The organism is Planomonospora alba, assembly GCF_039534085.1.
GTDB classification, from domain to species: domain Bacteria; phylum Actinomycetota; class Actinomycetes; order Streptosporangiales; family Streptosporangiaceae; genus Planomonospora_B; species Planomonospora_B alba.
Genome location: NZ_BAAAUT010000038.1, coordinates 1 through 16,621, shown reverse-complemented (window position 1 = coordinate 16,621; position 16,621 = coordinate 1). Strand labels below are relative to the sequence as shown.

The window sequence follows — 16,621 nt, the reverse complement described above, 5'->3', positions numbered from 1 at the left end:
GACATGAACCGGAGTGCATCCCTGTCGTCACCGCCCCGCCGCGTCCGCAGGACCGGGCTCGCCGGCCTGGCGGTCCTCGGCCTGGCGGGCGTGGTGTTCACCGTGCGGCGGCCGCTGCTGATGTCCGCCCCGGCGTGCTTCGCCGGCCGGTGGCACGGCTGCTTCGACACGTTCAACGGCGTGCTGCTCATGACGCTGGTCGCGCTGCCGCCGGCCGCCCTGGTGGCGTGGGCTCTGGCGCGCCGCCGGCGTGCCGCGGGCGCCGCGTCGGCGTGGCGGACGTCGCTGGCCGAGGTGGGCATGGTCCACGGGACGGCGCCGTTCGTCTGGATGACCATGATGCCGGGTCCGGGAGCCGGAACCGCCCCCGGCCGGGTGAGCCTGATCCCGCTGCGGGACCTGGTCACGATGGGGCCGCTCGGCGTCGGCGGCAACCTGCTGGTCTTCGCGGCGCTGGGGTTCTTCGCTCCGGTGCGGTTCGCGGCGCTGGCGTCCGCGCCGCGGGTCCTGGCGCTCGGGGCGGGCTGCTCGGTCCTGGTCGAGACCGCGCAGTACGCCCTGCGGCTGGACCGGGTGTCCTCGGTGGACGACGTGCTGCTCAACGCCGCCGGCGCCGTGCTCGCCGCACTGGCGTCGCGCCGCTGGTGGCGCACCGCGACGGAGGCTCCGCCGGCCCGGCCCCGCCCCGCGCCGGCACCGGCGGACTGAGCCGCGTCCCCGAGGTGCCCGCGCCCTCGCATACCCCGGCGATACATCGTGCCGCCTAAGCTCCGGGCATGCGCGTACTGATCGTGGAGGACGAGCCCTACCTGGCCGAAGCCGTCCGTGACGGTCTGCGGCTGGAGGCGATCGCCGCCGACATCGCCGGCGACGGCGACTCCGCCCTGGAACTGCTCAGCGTCAACTCCTACGACCTCGCGGTCCTCGACCGCGACATCCCCGGCCCCTCAGGGGACGAGGTCGCCCGGCGCATCGTCGCCTCCGGCAGCGGCATCCCGATCCTCATGCTCACCGCCGCCGACCGGATCGACGACAAGGCCTCCGGGTTCGGGCTCGGCGCCGACGACTACCTCACCAAACCGTTCGACCTGCGGGAGCTCGTCCTGCGGCTGAGGGCGCTCGACCGCAGACGCGCGCACGCCCGGCCCCCGGTCAGGGAGATCGCGGGTCTGCGGGTCGACCCCTTCCGCCGGGAGGTCTTCCGGGACGGGCGCTACGTCGCGCTCACCCGCAAGCAGTTCGCCGTGCTCGAGGTCCTCGTCGCCGCCGAGGGCGGCGTCGTCAGCGCCGAAGAGCTGCTGGAGCGGGCCTGGGACGCCAACGCCGACCCCTTCACCAACGCCGTCCGCATCACCGTCTCCGCACTGCGCAAACGGCTCGGCGAGCCATGGCTCATCGCCACGGTCCCCGGCGTCGGCTACCGGATCGACACCGGGGCCGGCGCAGGCGCCGGCCCCGCCCGCCCCGGCGGCACCCCGTGAAAAGGCGTCCGGGACCCAGCGCCCGGCTGAGGCTCACCCTCAGCTACGCCGGATTCCTCCTGCTCGCCGGAGCTCTCCTGCTGGCCGTGGTATGGGTGTTCCTGCTGCGTTACGTGCCCGACGGCGCGCTCATGACCGGGCTGGAGGGCGGCCGGCCCGGCGCGCCGCTCCCGAGGTTCGCGCCCAACCGCACCGACCTGCAGCGCGCCTTCGCCCCCCGCGCGGCCCAGGCCCTGGCCTTCCTGCTGGCGTTCGGCCTGCTGGGCGGATGGATCCTCGCCGGTCGGATGCTCGCGCCCCTCACGCAGATCACGGATGCGGCCCGGATGACCGCCGACGGGTCGCTGTCCCACCGGATCCGCATGAAAGGCCGCCAGGACGAGTTCCGTGAGCTCTCCGACGCGTTCGACGCGATGCTCGAACGGCTCGAGTCCCACGTCGCCGAGCAGCAGAGGTTCGCCGCGAACGCCTCCCACGAACTGCGCACCCCGCTGGCGATCTCGCGGACGCTCCTCGACGTCGCCCGCAAGGACCCCGCGCGGGACCGGGACGAACTCATCGAGCGCCTGCACGCCGTCAACCAGCGGGCGATCGACCTCACCGACGCCCTCCTGCTGCTCAGCCGCGGCGACCGCGCGGACTTCACCCGCCAGGACGTCGACCTGTCCCTCCTCGCCGAAGAGGCCGCCGAGACGCTGCTCCCCCTCGCCGAACAGCGCCGGATCACGCTGGACGTCACCGGCGGGGCGGCCCGGACCAGCGGCTCCGCCGAGCTCCTGCTGCGGATGGTGACGAACCTGGTCCAGAACGCCATCGTCCACAACCTCCCCGTCGGCGGCACCGTGACGGTCCACACCGAGGAGCACGGCGACGCGAGCGTGCTCCGGGTCGGGAACACGGGCCGCCGGCTCCCACCGGAACGGGTACCGGCCCTCACCGAGCCCTTCCAGCGCGGAACGGAGCGCGTGCGCACCGACGGGCACGCCGGCGTCGGACTCGGCCTGGCCATCGTGCACAGCGTCGTCCGCGCCCACGACGGGACCCTCGGCCTCGTCGCCCGCCCCGGCGGCGGTCTCCTCGTCACGGTGCGGCTTCCCCGCACGCCGTAGGCGTCACGGTGCGGCCTCCCGCACGCCGCAGGCGTCCTCCCGAGCGGCGCGCCGCGCGGGGCCGGAGCCGCTCCCCGGCGATCGGCCGGACGCCGGAGCCGGGCGCCGGGGCGGCCCGGAGCGCCGCGCGGGCCTCAGGGGCGGACGGCGCCCACCAGGCGGCGGCCGTAGGACGAGAGCGTGACGACCTTGACGACGTCGCCGGTCTGCGGGGCGTGGACGATCTGGCCGTTGCCGACGTAGATGCTCACGTGCCCCAGCCCCTCGCTGAAGATCAGGTCGCCCGGCTGGAGGGCGTCCAGGGAGACCCTCCGGCTCGCGCCCCAGCTCCACTGCTCCCAGGTCGTCCGGGGCAGGCTGACCCCCGCGGCCCGCCAGGCCCCCTGGGTCAGCCCGGAGCAGTCCCAGGCGCCGGGGCCCGTGCCGCCGTACCGGTACGGCTTGCCGACCTGGGCGAAGGCGAACTCCAGGACCTTGCGGGCGTTGCCCGAGGCCGGCCCGGTGTACTGGATGCCGGGGCTGTTCGGGTCACCCGTGCGGTAGGCGCCGAGCTCGCGCAGGAGCTTGATCTGCTCCTTGACCATCCTGTCGGCCTTGGCCTTCTGCTCCGCCAGCTCGTCACGCGAGGCGTCGGCCTCCGCCAGGGCCTTCTTGGCCTTGTCCCGGTCGGCCCGCAGGCTCTCGGTGGCCTCGTCGAAGGCCCTCAGGGACTGGGCCCTCAGCGCCGACATCTGGTCCATCCTGGCCATGCCGCTCAGCAGGGCGCCCGGGTCGGACCGGGCGATCAGGCCCTCCCAGCCCGTCGCGGCGCCCAGCTGGTAGTTGCTGACGGCCATCGTGACGAGCTCCTCGCGCAGCCCGGCGACCTTCCGGCTCTGCCGCTTCAGGTCGTCGTTGAGCGTCTGGTAGCGCTTGCGGGCCTTCTTCCACTTCTCGCCCGCCTGGTTGTACTTCTCGACGATCAGGTCGGCCTGCTCGTTGAGCTTCTTCAGCTTCTTCCTGGCCTCGGCGATCGTCGGCTTCGGCTCGGCGAGCGCGTCGCCGCCCGGCAGCACCGGCAGCAGGAGCGCCGCGAGCGCCAGCCCTGCCGCGACAGGTGCCCGCCCATGGATTCTCGGCATGCCCGCCCAGGCCACTACTACGCCCTCCCGCCGTAAAGACCTGGGGCGAATAGTACAGAATCGGTAAGGTACGGCTCACCTTTTCGTCTGGTTCGCAGCCCTTCCGAGACCCGGAGCCGGCGTCCCCGGGCCGTCCGGACGCGCCGGGGCCGCTCAGGCCCGCCCGAGGCGCTTCAGCAGCAGCGCGGCGGGAACCGGGCGCGCGCCCATCCGCCGGACGGACTCGGCCACCTCCCGGTCGGAGGAGACCACCGCGAGGGCGCGGCCCGCGGGTTCGGCGCGGACCAGCTGGCGGATCAGGTCGTCGGCGATCTGGCCGGGCGCGCTGAACAGCACCCGGACCCCGCGCGGCGCCGAGACCGGGACCGGGCCGTCCAGCTCCGCGCCGTCGAAGACGCAGGTCAGCTCGGTACGGGTCTGCGCGTACAGCGCGCCGAGCCCGGTGAGCAGGCGGTTGCGCTGGTCGGCGAGGGTGAGCGTGCCGTACCCGGCCTTGGTGACGTTGTAGCCGTCCACGATCAGGTGGATCTGCGGCAGCGCCAGCAGCTGGTCGAGCAGGGCGGGGTCGTCGTCGGCGAGCGCCCGGGCCGGCACCGCCCGCACCCCGGGCCTGCCGGGGGAGACCGAGGCGACGGAGTCCGCCGGCCGGTTGATGTTCGACGGCAGGGCCAGCTCCCGGCGGAGCCCGGCCGCCGCGTCGGCGAGCGCGTCCAGCAGCACGCGGACCCGGGTGTCCTCCACGCTGCGGCCCTCCCGGGCGGCCCGGCGGGCGGCCTCCAGCTGGCGCTCGGAGTCGGCCAGCCGCTCCCGCAGCCGGCGCAGCTCGCTCTCCCCGGCGCTGCCCGCCGCCGCCGCGGCGCTCTGGGCCTGGAGCGCGGCCTGCTCCATCTCGGCCGCGCGCGTCTCGGCGGCCCTGGCCCGCTCGCGCGCGGAGTGCAGCTTGTGCCGGAGGTCGGAGACCTCCGCCCGGGCGGCCTTGAGCTGCTCACGCAGCCGGTCGGTCTCCTCCTTGGCCGCGGCCTTCTGCGCGGCCAGCTGCTCGCGCAGCCGGGTGAGCGCCTGCTCCTGGGCGGAGCCCTCCGCGACGGCCGCCGACCGCTCCAGGTCGGTGCGGGCCGCCTCCACCATGTCCACCCACCCGGGCGGCCGGGTCAGATAGGCGGCGGCCGCCACCAGCACCGGCTCGGCCGCCGGCGGCACGGTCCCCTCGGCCAGGGCGGCGGCCAGCTCGGGCATGCCGGTGGACAGCACCTCGGCGACGGCCTCGCGGAACTCCTTGTCCGCCTCCAGCTGCGCGGCGATCTGCGTGCCGCCCAGCCGGGCCCGCTTGCGCGGCTCGAACTTGGCGATGGTGCGCAGCGGCGGCGGCACATCGGCCGCGGGCATGGCGCCGAGGACCTGCGCCGCCATCTCCACGACGTGTAAGCGGACCTGCTCGGGCAGCGGACGAGACAGGCCCTCTCCGGCTGAACTCATCACGGCCCCTGTCGGATTGGTCTATCCGTCAAGAGTACGGCCCTCGCGACACGGCGTGACACCGCGGCCCGGACCGCCGGGGCCGGGGGCGCGAGCCGAATGTCGGTAGGGGCTCCTATGGTCGTGACCGTGGAACATGCCGTGCAGGGGACGCTGGACGAGCTGGGCACCCCGCTCAGCCAGATCACGTTCGTGGTCTTCGACCTGGAGACCACGGGCGTCTCGGCGGGCGAGCACGCGATCACCGAGATCGGTGCGGTCAAGGTCCGGGGCGGGCAGGTGCTGGGCGAGTTCACCACCCTGGTGAACCCCGGCACGCCGATCCCGCCGTTCATCTCGGTGCTGACCGGCATCACCGACGCCATGGTCGCGCAGGCCCCCCGGATCGAGTCCGTGCTCCCGGCCTTCCTGGCGTTCGCCGAGGGCGCCACCCTGGTGGCGCACAACGCCGGCTTCGACGTGGGGTTCGTCAAGGCCGCCTGCGCCGCGCACGGATACCCGCCGCCCGCCCATCCCGTCCTCGACACCGTCGCCCTCGCCCGCAGGCTGCTGACCCGCGACGAGGCGCCCAACTGCAAGCTGGCCACGCTGGCCCGGCTCTTCAGCTCCACCGAGCCCTGCCACCGCGCCCTGTCCGACGCCCGCGCCACCGTGGACGTGCTGCACGCGCTGATCGAGCGGGCCGGCTCCTTCGGCGTGCACACCCTGGAGGAGCTGAAGGGCTTCACCCGCGCGCCCACGCCGGAGCAGCGCCGCAAGCGGCACCTGGCCGAGGCGGTTCCCTCCGCGCCGGGCGTCTACGTCTTCGAGGACGAGCGCGGCGACCCGCTCTACGTCGGCAAGAGCGTCAACCTCCGCACCCGGGTGCGCGGTTACTTCACCGCGAGCGAGACCCGCCCCCGGATCCGGGAGATGGTCGGCATCGCCGCCCGGGTCCGGCCGATCGTCTGCGCGACCCCGCTGGAGGCCGAGGTCAGGGAGCTGCGGCTGATCGGCTCGGCCAAGCCCCGCTACAACCGCAGGTCCCGCTTCCCGGAGAAGGTCGTCTGGCTCAAGCTCACCGACGAGCCCTTCCCCCGCCTGTCGATCGTCCGCGAGGTCAAGGACGACCGGGCCGCCTACCTCGGCCCCTTCGCCAGCACCCGCGCCGCCGACGACGCCCGCGCCGCGCTGCACGAGGCGGTGCCGCTGCGGCGGTGCACCGACCGGATCTCCCCGCGCCGGGGCCGCCCGGCCTGCGCGCTGGCCGGGATCGGCAGGTGCGGCGCCCCGTGCGAGGGCCGCCAGAGCCCCGAGGAGTACGCCCGGCACGTCGAGGCCGCCCGCCGCGCCATGGAGGTGGACGCCGGCCCGGTGTTCGCCGCGGTCGAGGCCAGGATGGCGCGGTTGGCCGCGGAGCAGCGCTACGAGGAGGCCGCCGCCGACCGGGACCGCCTCGCCGCCTATGTCCGCGCCTCGGCCCGCATGCAGCGCCTGCGGGCGCTGACCTCGATCCCCCAGCTGGTCGCGGCGGCCCCGTCCGCCGCCGGCGGCTGGGAGGTCCACGTCGTCCGGCACGGCCGCCTGGCCGCGGCCGGGGTGATGCCGCGGGGCGCCCACCCCGCGCCGTTCACGGCGGCGCTGGTCGCCACCGCCGAGACCGTGGTGCCGGGCCCCGGTCCCACCCCCGCGGCCGGCGCGGAGGAGACCGAGTGCGTGCTGCGCTGGCTGGAGGGCCCAGGCGTGCGGCTGGTGGAGCTCGTCGAGGCCCCGCCCGGCGCTCCGGACGGCACCCCGCCCGGCGCGGGGCGCGGCTGGAGCATGCCGGTCACGGGCTCGGCCCGGCTGCTGGAGCGGATCGACCGCGCCCACCGGGCGCAGGAGTCCTCCGGGGAGCCGCACCGGCGGCGCGAGGGCCGCCCGCTCCGCTGATACCTTCGGCATCAGACAAGCCGCACTCAATGAGGAGGAAGCTCGTGGTCACCGCGATCGTGCACATCAACGCCGAGGTCGACCGGATCCCCGAGGTCGCCCAGGCGATCGCCGGGATCGACGGGGTGAGCGAGGTCTACTCCATCACCGGCGAGTACGACCTGATGGCCATGGTCCGCGTCGCGGCCTACGAGGAGATCGCCGAGGTCATCCCGGGCCGGATCAACAAGGTGCCCGGGGTGCTGCACACCGAGACGCACATCGCCTTCCGCGCCTACTCCCGGCACGACCTCGACGCCGCGTTCTCCATCGGCCTCAGCGAGGCCGACTGACCGCGGCCCAGGGTGGGAAGGGCCCGCGCGCCTCCGGCGTGGGCAGCCGGGCCCGCAACTCGAACCCCCCCTCCGCCAGCGGCGCCGTCTCCAGCGTCCCGCCGAACAGCGTGACGCGCTCCCGGATGCCGACCAGGCCGCCTCCCGCGGTCACCGTGGCCGCGGCCCGCCCGTCGTCGCGGACCAGCACGTCCAGGAAGCCCGGCCGCCAGCGCAGCGTGACATGGGCCGAGCGGGCTCCGGCGTGCCGCAGGGTGTTGCCCAGAGCCTCCTGGACGATCCGGTAGGCCGACAGCTCCAGCGCCGGGCCGATCTCGACGGGCCTGCCGTCCTCGACCACGTCCACCGCCAGGCCCTCGGTGCGGACCCGGGCCAGCAGATCGGACAGGTCGGACAGCCTCGGCTGGGGCGCCCTGGTCCGCACCTCGCCGTCGGCGCTCAGCAGGCCCAGCACCCGCTGCAGCTCGGTGAGCGCCTGCCGGCCGGACTCCTCGGCCGCCCGGAGGGTCTCCCTGGCCCGCTCCGGGTCCCTGTCCATGATCATCCGTCCGGCGCCGACGCCGAGCGTCATCATGCTGATCCCGTGGGCGACCACGTCGTGCAGCTCACGGGCGATCCGGGCCCGCTCCCCGGCCAGGGCGGCGCGGGCCAGCGCGTCCCGCTGCCCGGCGGACTCGGCCTGCTCGGCCCGGAGCCTGTCGGCCAGGCGCCTGCGGTCGCGGGTGAGCCACACCACCGCCGCGGCCAGGCAGGCCGTCGCGGCCCAGAGCACGAGCTCGGTCATCTCGGCTCCCCGGGTGCGGAGGTCTCGGGCCCGCGCGAGCGGGCCGGCTGGTCGGCACGGCGCATGACGGCAATGTAGGAGCCCCTCCGTCCGGGCGGCGTCCCCTCACAGGGGGATCTCCCCTCCACCTGCGAGAGGACCGTCCCGGTCCGGCCGGGGCGGCACCCGGCGCGCCGCGCGGCGCCGCCCCCCGGGGCGGGCCGCCGGGGCGGCACCGCCGCCGTCAGCGGTCCGGCCTCAGAGAGCCGCTGACCTCGATCCAGCGGTCGAGGGTGGCGGCGGCGGCACCGGAGTCCACGGCCTCGGCCGCCCGCGCGTGGGCCGCGGCCATCGCGGCGTCCAGGTCGTCGCCCGCGCCGTCGAGCGCGACCAGGGCCGCGGCCGCGTTGAGCAGCACCGCGTCGCGGACCGGGCCGGTCCTCCCGTCGAGGAGGTCGCGCACGGCCTGGGCGTTGTAGGCCACGTCGCCGCCGCGCAGCGCGTCCGCGGGCGCCCGGGGGATGCCGAGCGCCGCCGGGTCGAAGACGGTCTGCACGGCGGTGCCCTCGCGCACCACCCAGACCGTGGAGGTGGTGGTGATGGTGAGCTCGTCGAGGCCGTCGTCGCCCCGGAACACCAGGGCCGAGACGCCCCGCTCGGCGAACACGCCGGCGATGACGGGCAGCATGCGCGCGTCGTAGACGCCGATCGCCTGAGCGGCCGGGCGGGCGGGGTTGGTCAGCGGGCCGAGGAAGTTGAAGACCGTCGGCACCCCGATCTCCTTGCGCGTCGGGCCGGCGAAGCGGAGCGCGGGGTGGTAGACCGGCGCGAAGCAGAAGGCGATGCCCGCCTCCGTCGCGACCCGGGCGGTGCTCGCCGGGGGCAGGTCGAGCACGATGCCGAGGTGCTCCAGCACGTCGGCGGCGCCGCAGGAGGAGGAGGCGGCCCGGTTGCCGTGCTTGACGACCCGCGCGCCCGCCGCGGCCGCCACGATCGCCGCCATGGTCGAGACGTTCACCGTGTGGGCGCGGTCGCCGCCGGTGCCGACGATGTCGACCACCGGCCCCTCGACCTTCAGCGGGGTGGCCAGGTCCAGCATCGTGCGGGCCAGGCCGGTCACCTCCGCGACCGTCTCCCCCTTGGCGCGCAGCGCCACGACGAAGGCGGCGATCTGCGAGGGCGTCGCCGAGCCGGACATGATCTCGTACATCGCCCAGGCGGTCTCGTCCGCCGTCAGGTGCTCGCCCGCGAGCAGGGCCGACAGCAGCGCGGGCCAGGTCGTACGCGCGTCCATGGGGATCTCCAGAGGTGGTCTACCGGTCTTCGAACGGCGATGGGTGCGTCGGCGTCTCCGGCGTCCGCGCGGCGGTGCCCCCGGGGCGTCCGGGCTTGCCGGCCCCGCACGGTGGCGCCGCGGCGGTGCCGCGGTGGTGGCGCGGTGGTGGCACCGCGGCGGTGGCGCGGCTAGCGCGCGGTCAGCCGGGTGGACAGGCGGCGGCGCATCAGGTCGGCGACGGTCTCGGCCAGGACCACGGGGTCGATCGGCTGGGACACGACGGCCTCGGCGCGGGACCACTCGGCCAGCCAGCGGTCGTCGCGGCGGGCGATCAGCAGGCAGATCGGCGGGCAGTCGTGCACCTCGTCCTTGGCCTGGCGGGCGACGCCCATGCCGCCGGCCGGCTTGGCCTCCCCGTCGAGCACCGCGACGTCGATCTCGCCCGAGTCGAAATGCTGGACGACCTTCGCGTGGGTGGCGCACTCCACGATCTCCACGAGGGGCACGTCGGCGGCGGGGCGGCGGCCGATCGCCTCGCGCACCTTCTCACGGGTGGCTGCGTCGTCGCTGTAGACGAGGACCCTCATCTTGTCGTCGGTGCTCACGGTCGCGCTCACTATCCCTTGTCGATGTATGGTCACCTGGGATGCTACCGGTCGCCCGGCACGGAGACCCAGCGTGGAGAGCCCGACGCGCGAATTGCCCCTTGAGTCCTGATTAAAGGGATGTTTGCCCCGCCTACCGGGGGGTCGTGCGGCGACCCGACCGGTGGAGCCGCAATAATGCTGCCCGTGGCGACAGCATCCGCAATCTCAACGAAGACGACAGCACACTCGTCCAGCAGACCTGACCTGGTCAGCGTCGGGACGATCGTCTGGCTGTCCTCCGAGCTCATGTTCTTCGCGGCGCTGTTCGCGATGTACTTCACCATCCGGTCGGTGAGCATCGGCCAGGGCCTGCCCTGGCCCGAGGCTCACCTGAACGTCCCGTTCTCGTTGGCCAACACGATCATCCTGGTCCTGTCCAGTGTGACCTGCCAGCTGGGTGTCTGGGCCGCCGAGAAGGGCCAGGTCGCCAAGCTGCGCTTCTGGTACATCGTCACCTTCCTGATGGGCGCCGTGTTCGTCGTCGGGCAGCTGTACGAGTACAGCCAGCTGGTCCACGAGGGGCACACCGTGTCGCACTCCGCGTACGACTCGGTGTTCTACCTGACCACGGGCTTCCACGGCCTCCACGTGACCGGTGGACTGATCGCGTTCCTGTTCATGCTGGGACGCACGTACGCCGCGAAGCGCTTCACCCGTGAGCAGGCGACCAGCGCGATCGTCGTGTCCTACTACTGGCACTTCGTCGACGTGGTCTGGATCGGCCTCTTCGTGACCATCTATGGCATCCATTAAGGAATCGGGGATCGTGTGAATAGGATCACCGCCGGACGGCGGCGTCCCCTCGCGAGATACGCCGTCCTGCTTCTGGCCTTGGGGCTGCTGGGGTTCACCTACACCCTGGCGGCCCCGACGAGCGATCGGGCCGACGCGGCCATCGCGTCCGGCAGGGCCGACGACGTGGCGGAGGGCAAGAAGCTCTTCGAGCAGAGCTGCTCCAGCTGCCACGGCCTCAACGCCGAGGGCGTCGAGGACCGCGGCCCGAGCCTCGTCGGCGTGGGTGCCGCGGCCGTGGACTTCCAGGTGAGCAGCGGCCGCATGCCCCTGTCCAACCCCGGAGCGCAGGCCCCGCGCAAGGACCCGGCCCCGTGGGTGAACGAGGACACCGTCCGGCAGCTGGCGGCCTACGTCCAGTCCCTCGGCGGCGGCCCGACCGTCCCGACGGCCGACCAGGTCGACCCCGCCAAGGGCGACCCGGCCAAGGGCGGCGAGCTGTTCCGCGCGAACTGCATCCAGTGCCACAACTTCACCGGCGAGGGCGGCGCCCTGACCCAGGGCAAGTACGCGCCTCCGCTGTACCCGGCCAGCCCGACGCAGATCTACGAGGCCATGATCACCGGCCCGCAGGCCATGCCGGTCTTCAACGACAGCATCATCACCCCCGAGCAGAAGCGGGACATGATCGCCTACATCGTGGGCGTGCGTGAGCAGAGGGACCCGGGCGGCGCCGACCTCGGCCGCATCGGCCCGGTCACCGAGGGTCTGGTCGCCTGGATCGTGGGCATCAGCCTGCTCTGTCTCGCCGCTATCTGGATCACCGCGAAGAGGCGACAGGCCCAATGACAGACAACAACCACGACATCGAGCAGCCGGACGAGCGCGTTCCCAAGCGCGTCATCGGCACCCCTTCGCTCCACGCCACGGGCACCCCCCTGCTCGGCGCCGAGGAGCAGGCCGGGCCCGCGCCGGTCCCCGGCGTGGACCAGCAGGACCCGGCGACGGCGAAGAAGGGCGAGCGGATCGCCGCCCTCTGCTTCACCATCGCGTTCCTGGCCGGCATCGCGTTCATCGTCTTCTACGTGATGTTCCAGGTCGGCGACCTGAACAGCGCCGCGGTCTCGAACCGGGCCCTGGGCGCGTCGCTCGCCGTGGCGCTGCTGGCTCTGGCCTCGGGCATGGTCGTGTGGGTCCGCATGGTCATGCCCAAGTACAAGCTCGTCCAGGAGCGCCACGCGATGGCCTCCGACGCCGAGACGCGGGGCTACGTCAAGGAGACCTTCCTGCAGGGCGCGGCCGAGAGCGGCATCACCAAGCGGCCGCTGCTGCGCCGTACGCTGCTGGCCGCCGCGGCGCCGCTGGGCCTGGCCCCGCTGGTGCTGCTGAAGGACCTCGGCCCGCACGAGTACTCCGACTTCCCCAAGAAGCTGCGGCACACGGTCTGGGGCGAGAAGACCAAGGAGGGCAAGCCGCGCAGGCTCGTCGTCGAGGGGACCGGCGCGCCGATCCGCGCGGCGGACTTCAACTCCCCCGGCGGCATCCTGTCGGTCGTCCCCGAGGGCTACGAGCACGATCTGAACGAGCTGGCCAAGTCCACGCTGATCCTGATCAAGTTCCGGCCCGAGGAGCTCAAATCCGGCACCAACCGCAATTGGGCCCCGGACGGAATCGTCGCGTACTCTAAGATCTGTACTCACGTAGGCTGCCCCGCTGCGCTGTACGAACAGACCACACATCACATCCTCTGCCCGTGTCACCAGTCGACGTTCGACGCAGCCGACGGCGCCAAGGTCGTCTTCGGTCCGGCCGCCCGGCCGCTGCCGCAGCTGCCCATCGCGGTGGACAGCGAGGGCTACCTCGTGGCCACCGCCGACTTCCCGGTCCCGCCGGGGCCGAGCTTCTGGGAACGCGGTGACGCCGAGGCCGAGGCCCGCGAGAAGGGAGGCCAGCCGTGAGCACCGGAGAGGTCGCCAAGCCCATCGCCGGCACCAGCTCGTTCCTCGACGACCGGCTGGGCGCGGGAAACTTCATGCGGCGGAACCTCCGCAAGGTCTTCCCGGACCACTGGTCGTTCCTGCTGGGTGAGATCGCGCTCTACTCGTTCATCATCCTGCTCCTGACCGGCACGTTCCTGACGTTCTTCTTCAAGCCGAGCATGGAGCACGTGACCTACATGGGCTCCTACGACCCGCTGCGGGGCGTGGGAATGTCCGCGGCGTACGCCTCGGCGCTGGAGATCAGCTTCGACGTCCGCGGCGGCCTGCTCATGCGGCAGATGCACCACTGGGCGGCGCTGCTGTTCGTGGCCGGCATGATGGTCCACATGCTCCGCGTGTTCTTCACCGGGGCGTACCGCAAGCCGCGCGAGCTGAACTGGCTGATCGGCGTGCTGCTGCTGACCCTGGCGCTGGCCGAGGGCCTGACCGGCTACTCCCTCCCCGACGACCTGCTCTCCGGCGCCGGTCTGCGGATCACCGAGGGTGTGGCCATCTCGCTGCCGCTGGTCGGCACCTGGATCACGTTCTTCCTGTTCGGCGGCGAGTACCCGGGCGAGGACGTCATCTCCCGGTTCTACTCGCTGCACATCCTGCTCATCCCGGGCATCCTGCTGGCTCTCATCACGGCCCACATGATCCTCATGTGGGTGCAGAAGCACACGCAGATGCCGGGCAAGGGCCGGACGAACAACAACGTGGTGGGCGCGCCGTTCTACCCGGCCTTCATGGTCAAGGCCGGCGCCTACTTCATGTTCACCTTCGGCGTCATCGCCGGTCTGGGCGCCTTCGCGCAGATCAACCCGATCTGGCTGTTCGGCCCCTACACGCCGGCGGACATCTCGGCGGGTTCGCAGCCCGACTTCTACATGGGCTTCCTGGAGGGCGCGCTCCGCCTGATGCCCTCGTGGGAGATCAACCTCTTCGGCACGGGCGGCGGCACGATCCCGCTCAGCGTGATCATCCCGGCGCTGGTCCCGATGGGCATCATCATGACGGGCCTGGCGCTGTACCCGTTCGCCGAGCGGTGGATCACGGGTGACAACCGCGAGCACCACGTCGCGGACCGTCCCCGCAACAACCCGCACCGCACCGCGATCGGCATCTCCGCCATCACGTTCTACGGCGTGCTGTGGCTGCTGGGCGCCAACGACGAGCTCTCCTGGACCTTCCACGTCTCGCTGAACTGGACGACCTACATCGGCCGGGTCCTGGTCTTCGTGGCCCCGGTGATCGCCTACGCGATCACCTACCGGGTCTGCCTCGGCCTGCAGCGCAAGGACGCGGCGATCATCGGGCACGGCGTGGAGTCGGGCGTCATCAAGCGCCTGCCCCACGGCGAGTACATCGAGGTCCACGCGCCGCTGGCGGACGACATCGAGGCCCACCTGCGGGGCAAGGAGGCCGTGCCGACCCTTCCCGGGGCCGGGGCGGCGCTCGAGACCGGCCCCGACGGGGTCCCGCCGAAGAGCCTGCGCGGCCCGGTCGGCAGGCTCCGGGCGAAGATGAGCACCGCCTACGGCGGCGAGAAGATCCCGCTGGACGAGGGCCACGGCCACGGTCACGACGACCACGCGGCCATCGGCGCCGGCGGGGACGGCGAGTCCACCACCCGCTGAGGACCGGCAGGACGGTGACGAGAGGCCCGGGCGGATCATCCGCCCGGGCCTCTGCCGTTCTCCCGTTCCCCCGGAAGTTGCCGTTCTCCCGGAAGTTCCTCGTGGACGCCGCTCGCTCGCTCCCGGAAGTCCTCGGGCCCCCGGCTCACTGGCCCCCGGAGCGCCCGAGGGGCTCGGTGGTGAAGCCCTTGAGCGCGCTCCACCTGGTCCACTGCCGCCAGTCCTCCTGCCAGTGCCCCCAGCCGTTGGTGGGCTCCAGTCGGCGCGGCGAGCCGGTGATGATGATCGGGTCGCCGATCAGGGTGTTGTCGATGAACCAGCGCGCGTTGGCCGGACTGATGTTGACGCAGCCGTGGCTCACGTTGGCGCGGCCCTGGGAGCCGACCGACCAGGGGGCGCTGTGCACGTACTCGCCGCTGTTGGAGATGCGGACGGTGTTGTAGACGGTCTTGCGGTAGTAGCCCGGCTGGCCGGGGGCGATGCCCGGGGAGATCATGATGGTCACCGGCTCGCGGGACATGGCCAGGTGGATGCCGCTGGTCGTGTGGTACTTCCAGACTCCGCCCTGGCCCGCGCTCATCGGGATCCGCCGGACGGTCTCGCCGTCGCGCCGGACCGTCAGCTGGTGGGTGTGGACGCTGCCCTTGGTGATCTGGGAGCGGCCGATCCTGAAGTCGAGGACGTGGTTGCGCCTGCCGTACAGGCCCTTGCCGCCGCGCACGCCCGACAGGCGGGCCTCCAGCCGGACCCGGGTGCCCGCGGGCCAGAACCTCTTCGGCCGGAAGTGCACGGTCCGGTCGTCGAACCAGTGCCAGGCGCCGTGGACGGGCTTGGAGGTCCGGAGCACGAGGTTCCGCTCGACGGAGAGGCGGTCGGAGATGTCGTGGTCAAAAGTGATCATGATGGGCATGCCGACGCCCACGGTGAGCCCGGTGTAGTCCTTGTGCGGCAGGAGGCTCTGCACGGCGAAGCCCTGCTCGGCCCGCACGGTGGTGAAGGAGCTGCTGAAGTCGCCGGTGCCGCCGGCCTCGTCCGCCACCACCGCCGTGACCTCGTAGACGGTCCCGGGCGCGGCCGTCCCCCGGCTCCGCCACTGGGTGCGGTCGGCGCTCAGCACGCCCGTCAGCGTCCCCCTGGCGCCCTTGACCGCCCGCACCGCGACCTTCTTGAGGGTGCCGTTCCTGACGCCGACCAGGACGGTCGTGTCGGTCGGCACGCCGGTGCTCCCGTCGGCGGGTGTCACCATGACGACCGGGTCCTCACGTACGGCCTGCGTGACCGCGCCCGCCTGCCCGGCCCCGCCCGGGGGATCCGTCGCCCCGGTGCCGCTCGCGGCCGCGACGCCCATCGGGCACGCCGCAACCAGCGCCAGGGCCAGCACCCCCGGCGCACGGGTCGAACCACGGATCGCCTGCCCCACGTGAACTCCCTCGTCCCAGCCGTACTCCACCGTTGTGATACCCGGTGCGAACGGCACGGCACGCGGCGTGCATACGCGAGTGATCAACAAGCCCCAAACAAATCCCAAAAAAGCGGACCGCGGAGGGATCCGCGGTCCGCTTCTCACAGGCGCCCGCACCTCCGGACGGGGCCGGGGGTGCGGGCGCGCAGGGGCTCGGCTCAGTGCGAGAAGTTGCCCCGGTAGTACTCGAAGACGAAACCGATCATGGCCATGATGATCGCGAAAACGCCGATCATGAACATCCACCAGCCGACGACCAGGCCCACGGTCGCGAACGCGACGGCCAGGCAGACGAAGAGCGGCCACCAGCTGTGCGGGCTGAAGAAGCCGAGCTCTCCGGCGTCGTCGCTGATCTCGGCCTGCTTGTCGTCCGACGGCTGGTTCCCGATGCGGCGGGCCGTGTACATCAGGTAGTAGCCGATCATGAGGGCGAAGCCCACCGAGATGGCCATCGCCGTCGTGCCGACCGGCTCCTTGGACCAGAACCAGTAGACGACGTCGATCGCGGCGAAGAAGAGGCCGCAGAGGATGAACAACCAGCCCTGAACCTTCATCGGACCTCCTCCAGCTCACGCGGGGCCGGGGCGTGCGGGTGCTTGAGGTCGAACGCGGGGCGCTCGGACCGGATGCGCGGCAGCGAGGTGAAGTTGTGCCGCGGCGGCGGGCAGGACGTGGCCCACTCCAGCGAGTTGCCG

Annotated in this window: 16 protein-coding genes; 9 read left to right on the top strand and 7 right to left on the bottom strand. The window is 72.9% G+C overall.

Annotated elements, in window-relative coordinates:
* The first annotated feature begins 3 nt into the window (after positions 1-3).
* The 3 genes from ABD823_RS22240 to ABD823_RS22230 all read left to right on the top strand — a co-directional run bounded on the left by ABD823_RS22240 (position 4) and on the right by ABD823_RS22230 (position 2,590).
* Positions 4-708, top strand: coding sequence for a VanZ family protein (locus tag ABD823_RS22240; RefSeq protein ID WP_344862640.1), 705 nt, complete (start codon positions 4-6; stop codon positions 706-708).
* A 68-nt stretch (positions 709-776) separates the two neighbouring features.
* Positions 777-1,481 (top strand): response regulator transcription factor, encoded by a 705-nt coding sequence (locus tag ABD823_RS22235; RefSeq protein WP_344862638.1) that lies wholly within the window; start codon positions 777-779, stop codon positions 1,479-1,481.
* Positions 1,478-2,590 (top strand): sensor histidine kinase, encoded by a 1,113-nt coding sequence (locus ABD823_RS22230; protein ID WP_344862636.1) that lies wholly within the window; start codon positions 1,478-1,480, stop codon positions 2,588-2,590. Before ABD823_RS22235 ends, ABD823_RS22230 begins: the two co-directional genes overlap by 4 nt.
* A gap of 134 nt (positions 2,591-2,724) precedes the next feature.
* Here ABD823_RS22230 and ABD823_RS22225 read toward each other — a convergent pair whose 3' ends face one another.
* Together ABD823_RS22225 and ABD823_RS22220 are read right to left on the bottom strand one after the other, a co-directional pair.
* Positions 2,725-3,711, bottom strand: a complete 987-nt coding sequence (locus tag ABD823_RS22225) for a C40 family peptidase (RefSeq protein WP_344862634.1) — start codon at positions 3,709-3,711, stop codon at positions 2,725-2,727.
* Positions 3,712-3,864: 153 nt separating this feature from the next.
* Positions 3,865-5,187 carry an NYN domain-containing protein gene (locus ABD823_RS22220; protein ID WP_344862632.1) on the bottom strand — a complete coding sequence of 441 codons (1,323 nt, stop codon included), beginning with the start codon at positions 5,185-5,187 and terminating at the stop codon, positions 3,865-3,867.
* Positions 5,188-5,304: 117 nt separating this feature from the next.
* Here ABD823_RS22220 and ABD823_RS22215 point away from each other — a divergent pair, with 117 nt between their 5' ends.
* Both ABD823_RS22215 and ABD823_RS22210 read left to right on the top strand, forming a co-directional pair.
* A complete protein-coding gene (locus tag ABD823_RS22215) occupies positions 5,305-7,098 on the top strand; it encodes a DEDD exonuclease domain-containing protein (RefSeq protein ID WP_425566643.1) in 1,794 nt (597 codons plus the stop codon).
* Between the two features lie 44 nt (positions 7,099-7,142).
* Positions 7,143-7,430, top strand: coding sequence for an Lrp/AsnC family transcriptional regulator (locus ABD823_RS22210; RefSeq protein WP_344862760.1), 288 nt, complete (start codon positions 7,143-7,145; stop codon positions 7,428-7,430).
* On the opposite strand, the gene ABD823_RS22205 is transcribed toward ABD823_RS22210, so the two are convergent.
* The 3 genes from ABD823_RS22205 to ABD823_RS22195 all read right to left on the bottom strand — a co-directional run bounded on the left by ABD823_RS22205 (position 7,414) and on the right by ABD823_RS22195 (position 10,056).
* Positions 7,414-8,214 (bottom strand): sensor histidine kinase, encoded by an 801-nt coding sequence (locus ABD823_RS22205; protein WP_344862628.1) that lies wholly within the window; start codon positions 8,212-8,214, stop codon positions 7,414-7,416. The genes ABD823_RS22210 and ABD823_RS22205 overlap by 17 nt on opposite strands.
* 223 nt (positions 8,215-8,437) lie before the next feature.
* A complete protein-coding gene (gene trpD, locus ABD823_RS22200; protein WP_344862626.1) occupies positions 8,438-9,487 on the bottom strand; it encodes an anthranilate phosphoribosyltransferase in 1,050 nt (349 codons plus the stop codon).
* Positions 9,488-9,657: 170 nt separating this feature from the next.
* On the bottom strand, positions 9,658-10,056 hold the full coding sequence (locus tag ABD823_RS22195) for a DNA-binding transcriptional response regulator (RefSeq protein ID WP_344862758.1): 399 nt from the start codon (positions 10,054-10,056) through the stop codon (positions 9,658-9,660).
* Between the two features lie 195 nt (positions 10,057-10,251).
* Here ABD823_RS22195 and ctaE point away from each other — a divergent pair, with 195 nt between their 5' ends.
* Genes ctaE through qcrB form a run of 4 tightly spaced genes read left to right on the top strand, consistent with a single transcriptional unit; the run spans position 10,252 to position 14,464 of the window.
* Positions 10,252-10,869: an aa3-type cytochrome oxidase subunit III gene (ctaE, locus tag ABD823_RS22190; RefSeq protein ID WP_344862624.1), complete on the top strand. Its 618-nt coding sequence runs from the start codon at positions 10,252-10,254 to the stop codon at positions 10,867-10,869.
* A 15-nt stretch (positions 10,870-10,884) separates the two neighbouring features.
* Positions 10,885-11,697 (top strand): cytochrome bc1 complex diheme cytochrome c subunit, encoded by an 813-nt coding sequence (gene qcrC, locus ABD823_RS22185; protein WP_344862623.1) that lies wholly within the window; start codon positions 10,885-10,887, stop codon positions 11,695-11,697.
* Positions 11,694-12,806 carry a cytochrome bc1 complex Rieske iron-sulfur subunit gene (gene qcrA / locus ABD823_RS22180; RefSeq protein WP_344862621.1) on the top strand — a complete coding sequence of 371 codons (1,113 nt, stop codon included), beginning with the start codon at positions 11,694-11,696 and terminating at the stop codon, positions 12,804-12,806. The genes qcrC and qcrA overlap by 4 nt, the downstream gene beginning before the upstream one ends.
* The gene (gene qcrB / locus ABD823_RS22175; protein ID WP_344862619.1) at positions 12,803-14,464 is read left to right on the top strand and encodes a cytochrome bc1 complex cytochrome b subunit; all 1,662 of its coding nucleotides are present in this window, start codon (positions 12,803-12,805) and stop codon (positions 14,462-14,464) included. Before qcrA ends, qcrB begins: the two co-directional genes overlap by 4 nt.
* 145 nt (positions 14,465-14,609) lie before the next feature.
* On the opposite strand, the gene ABD823_RS22170 is transcribed toward qcrB, so the two are convergent.
* Positions 14,610-15,884, bottom strand: coding sequence for a L,D-transpeptidase (locus ABD823_RS22170; RefSeq protein ID WP_344862617.1), 1,275 nt, complete (start codon positions 15,882-15,884; stop codon positions 14,610-14,612).
* Positions 15,885-16,084: 200 nt separating this feature from the next.
* Positions 16,085-16,480 (bottom strand): cytochrome c oxidase subunit 4, encoded by a 396-nt coding sequence (locus ABD823_RS22165; RefSeq protein ID WP_344862615.1) that lies wholly within the window; start codon positions 16,478-16,480, stop codon positions 16,085-16,087.
* Between the last annotated feature and the right edge of the window lie 141 nt (positions 16,481-16,621).

What these genes read in the sequence shown, in the direction of transcription:
- ABD823_RS22240 (WP_344862640.1), top strand. Translation starts at nt 4, where the DNA reads ATGAACCGGAGTGCATCCCTGTCGTCACCGCCCCGCCGCGTCCGCAGG.
- ABD823_RS22235 (WP_344862638.1), top strand. Translation starts at nt 777, where the DNA reads ATGCGCGTACTGATCGTGGAGGACGAGCCCTACCTGGCCGAAGCCGTC.
- ABD823_RS22225 (WP_344862634.1), bottom strand. Translation starts at nt 3,711, where the DNA reads ATGCCGAGAATCCATGGGCGGGCACCTGTCGCGGCAGGGCTGGCGCTC.
- ABD823_RS22220 (WP_344862632.1), bottom strand. Translation starts at nt 5,187, where the DNA reads ATGAGTTCAGCCGGAGAGGGCCTGTCTCGTCCGCTGCCCGAGCAGGTC.
- ABD823_RS22215 (WP_425566643.1), top strand. Translation starts at nt 5,305, where the DNA reads ATGGTCGTGACCGTGGAACATGCCGTGCAGGGGACGCTGGACGAGCTG.
- ABD823_RS22205 (WP_344862628.1), bottom strand. Translation starts at nt 8,214, where the DNA reads ATGACCGAGCTCGTGCTCTGGGCCGCGACGGCCTGCCTGGCCGCGGCG.
- trpD (WP_344862626.1), bottom strand. Translation starts at nt 9,487, where the DNA reads ATGGACGCGCGTACGACCTGGCCCGCGCTGCTGTCGGCCCTGCTCGCG.
- ABD823_RS22195 (WP_344862758.1), bottom strand. Translation starts at nt 10,056, where the DNA reads ATGAGGGTCCTCGTCTACAGCGACGACGCAGCCACCCGTGAGAAGGTG.
- ctaE (WP_344862624.1), top strand. Translation starts at nt 10,252, where the DNA reads ATGCTGCCCGTGGCGACAGCATCCGCAATCTCAACGAAGACGACAGCA.
- qcrA (WP_344862621.1), top strand. Translation starts at nt 11,694, where the DNA reads ATGACAGACAACAACCACGACATCGAGCAGCCGGACGAGCGCGTTCCC.
- ABD823_RS22165 (WP_344862615.1), bottom strand. Translation starts at nt 16,480, where the DNA reads ATGAAGGTTCAGGGCTGGTTGTTCATCCTCTGCGGCCTCTTCTTCGCC.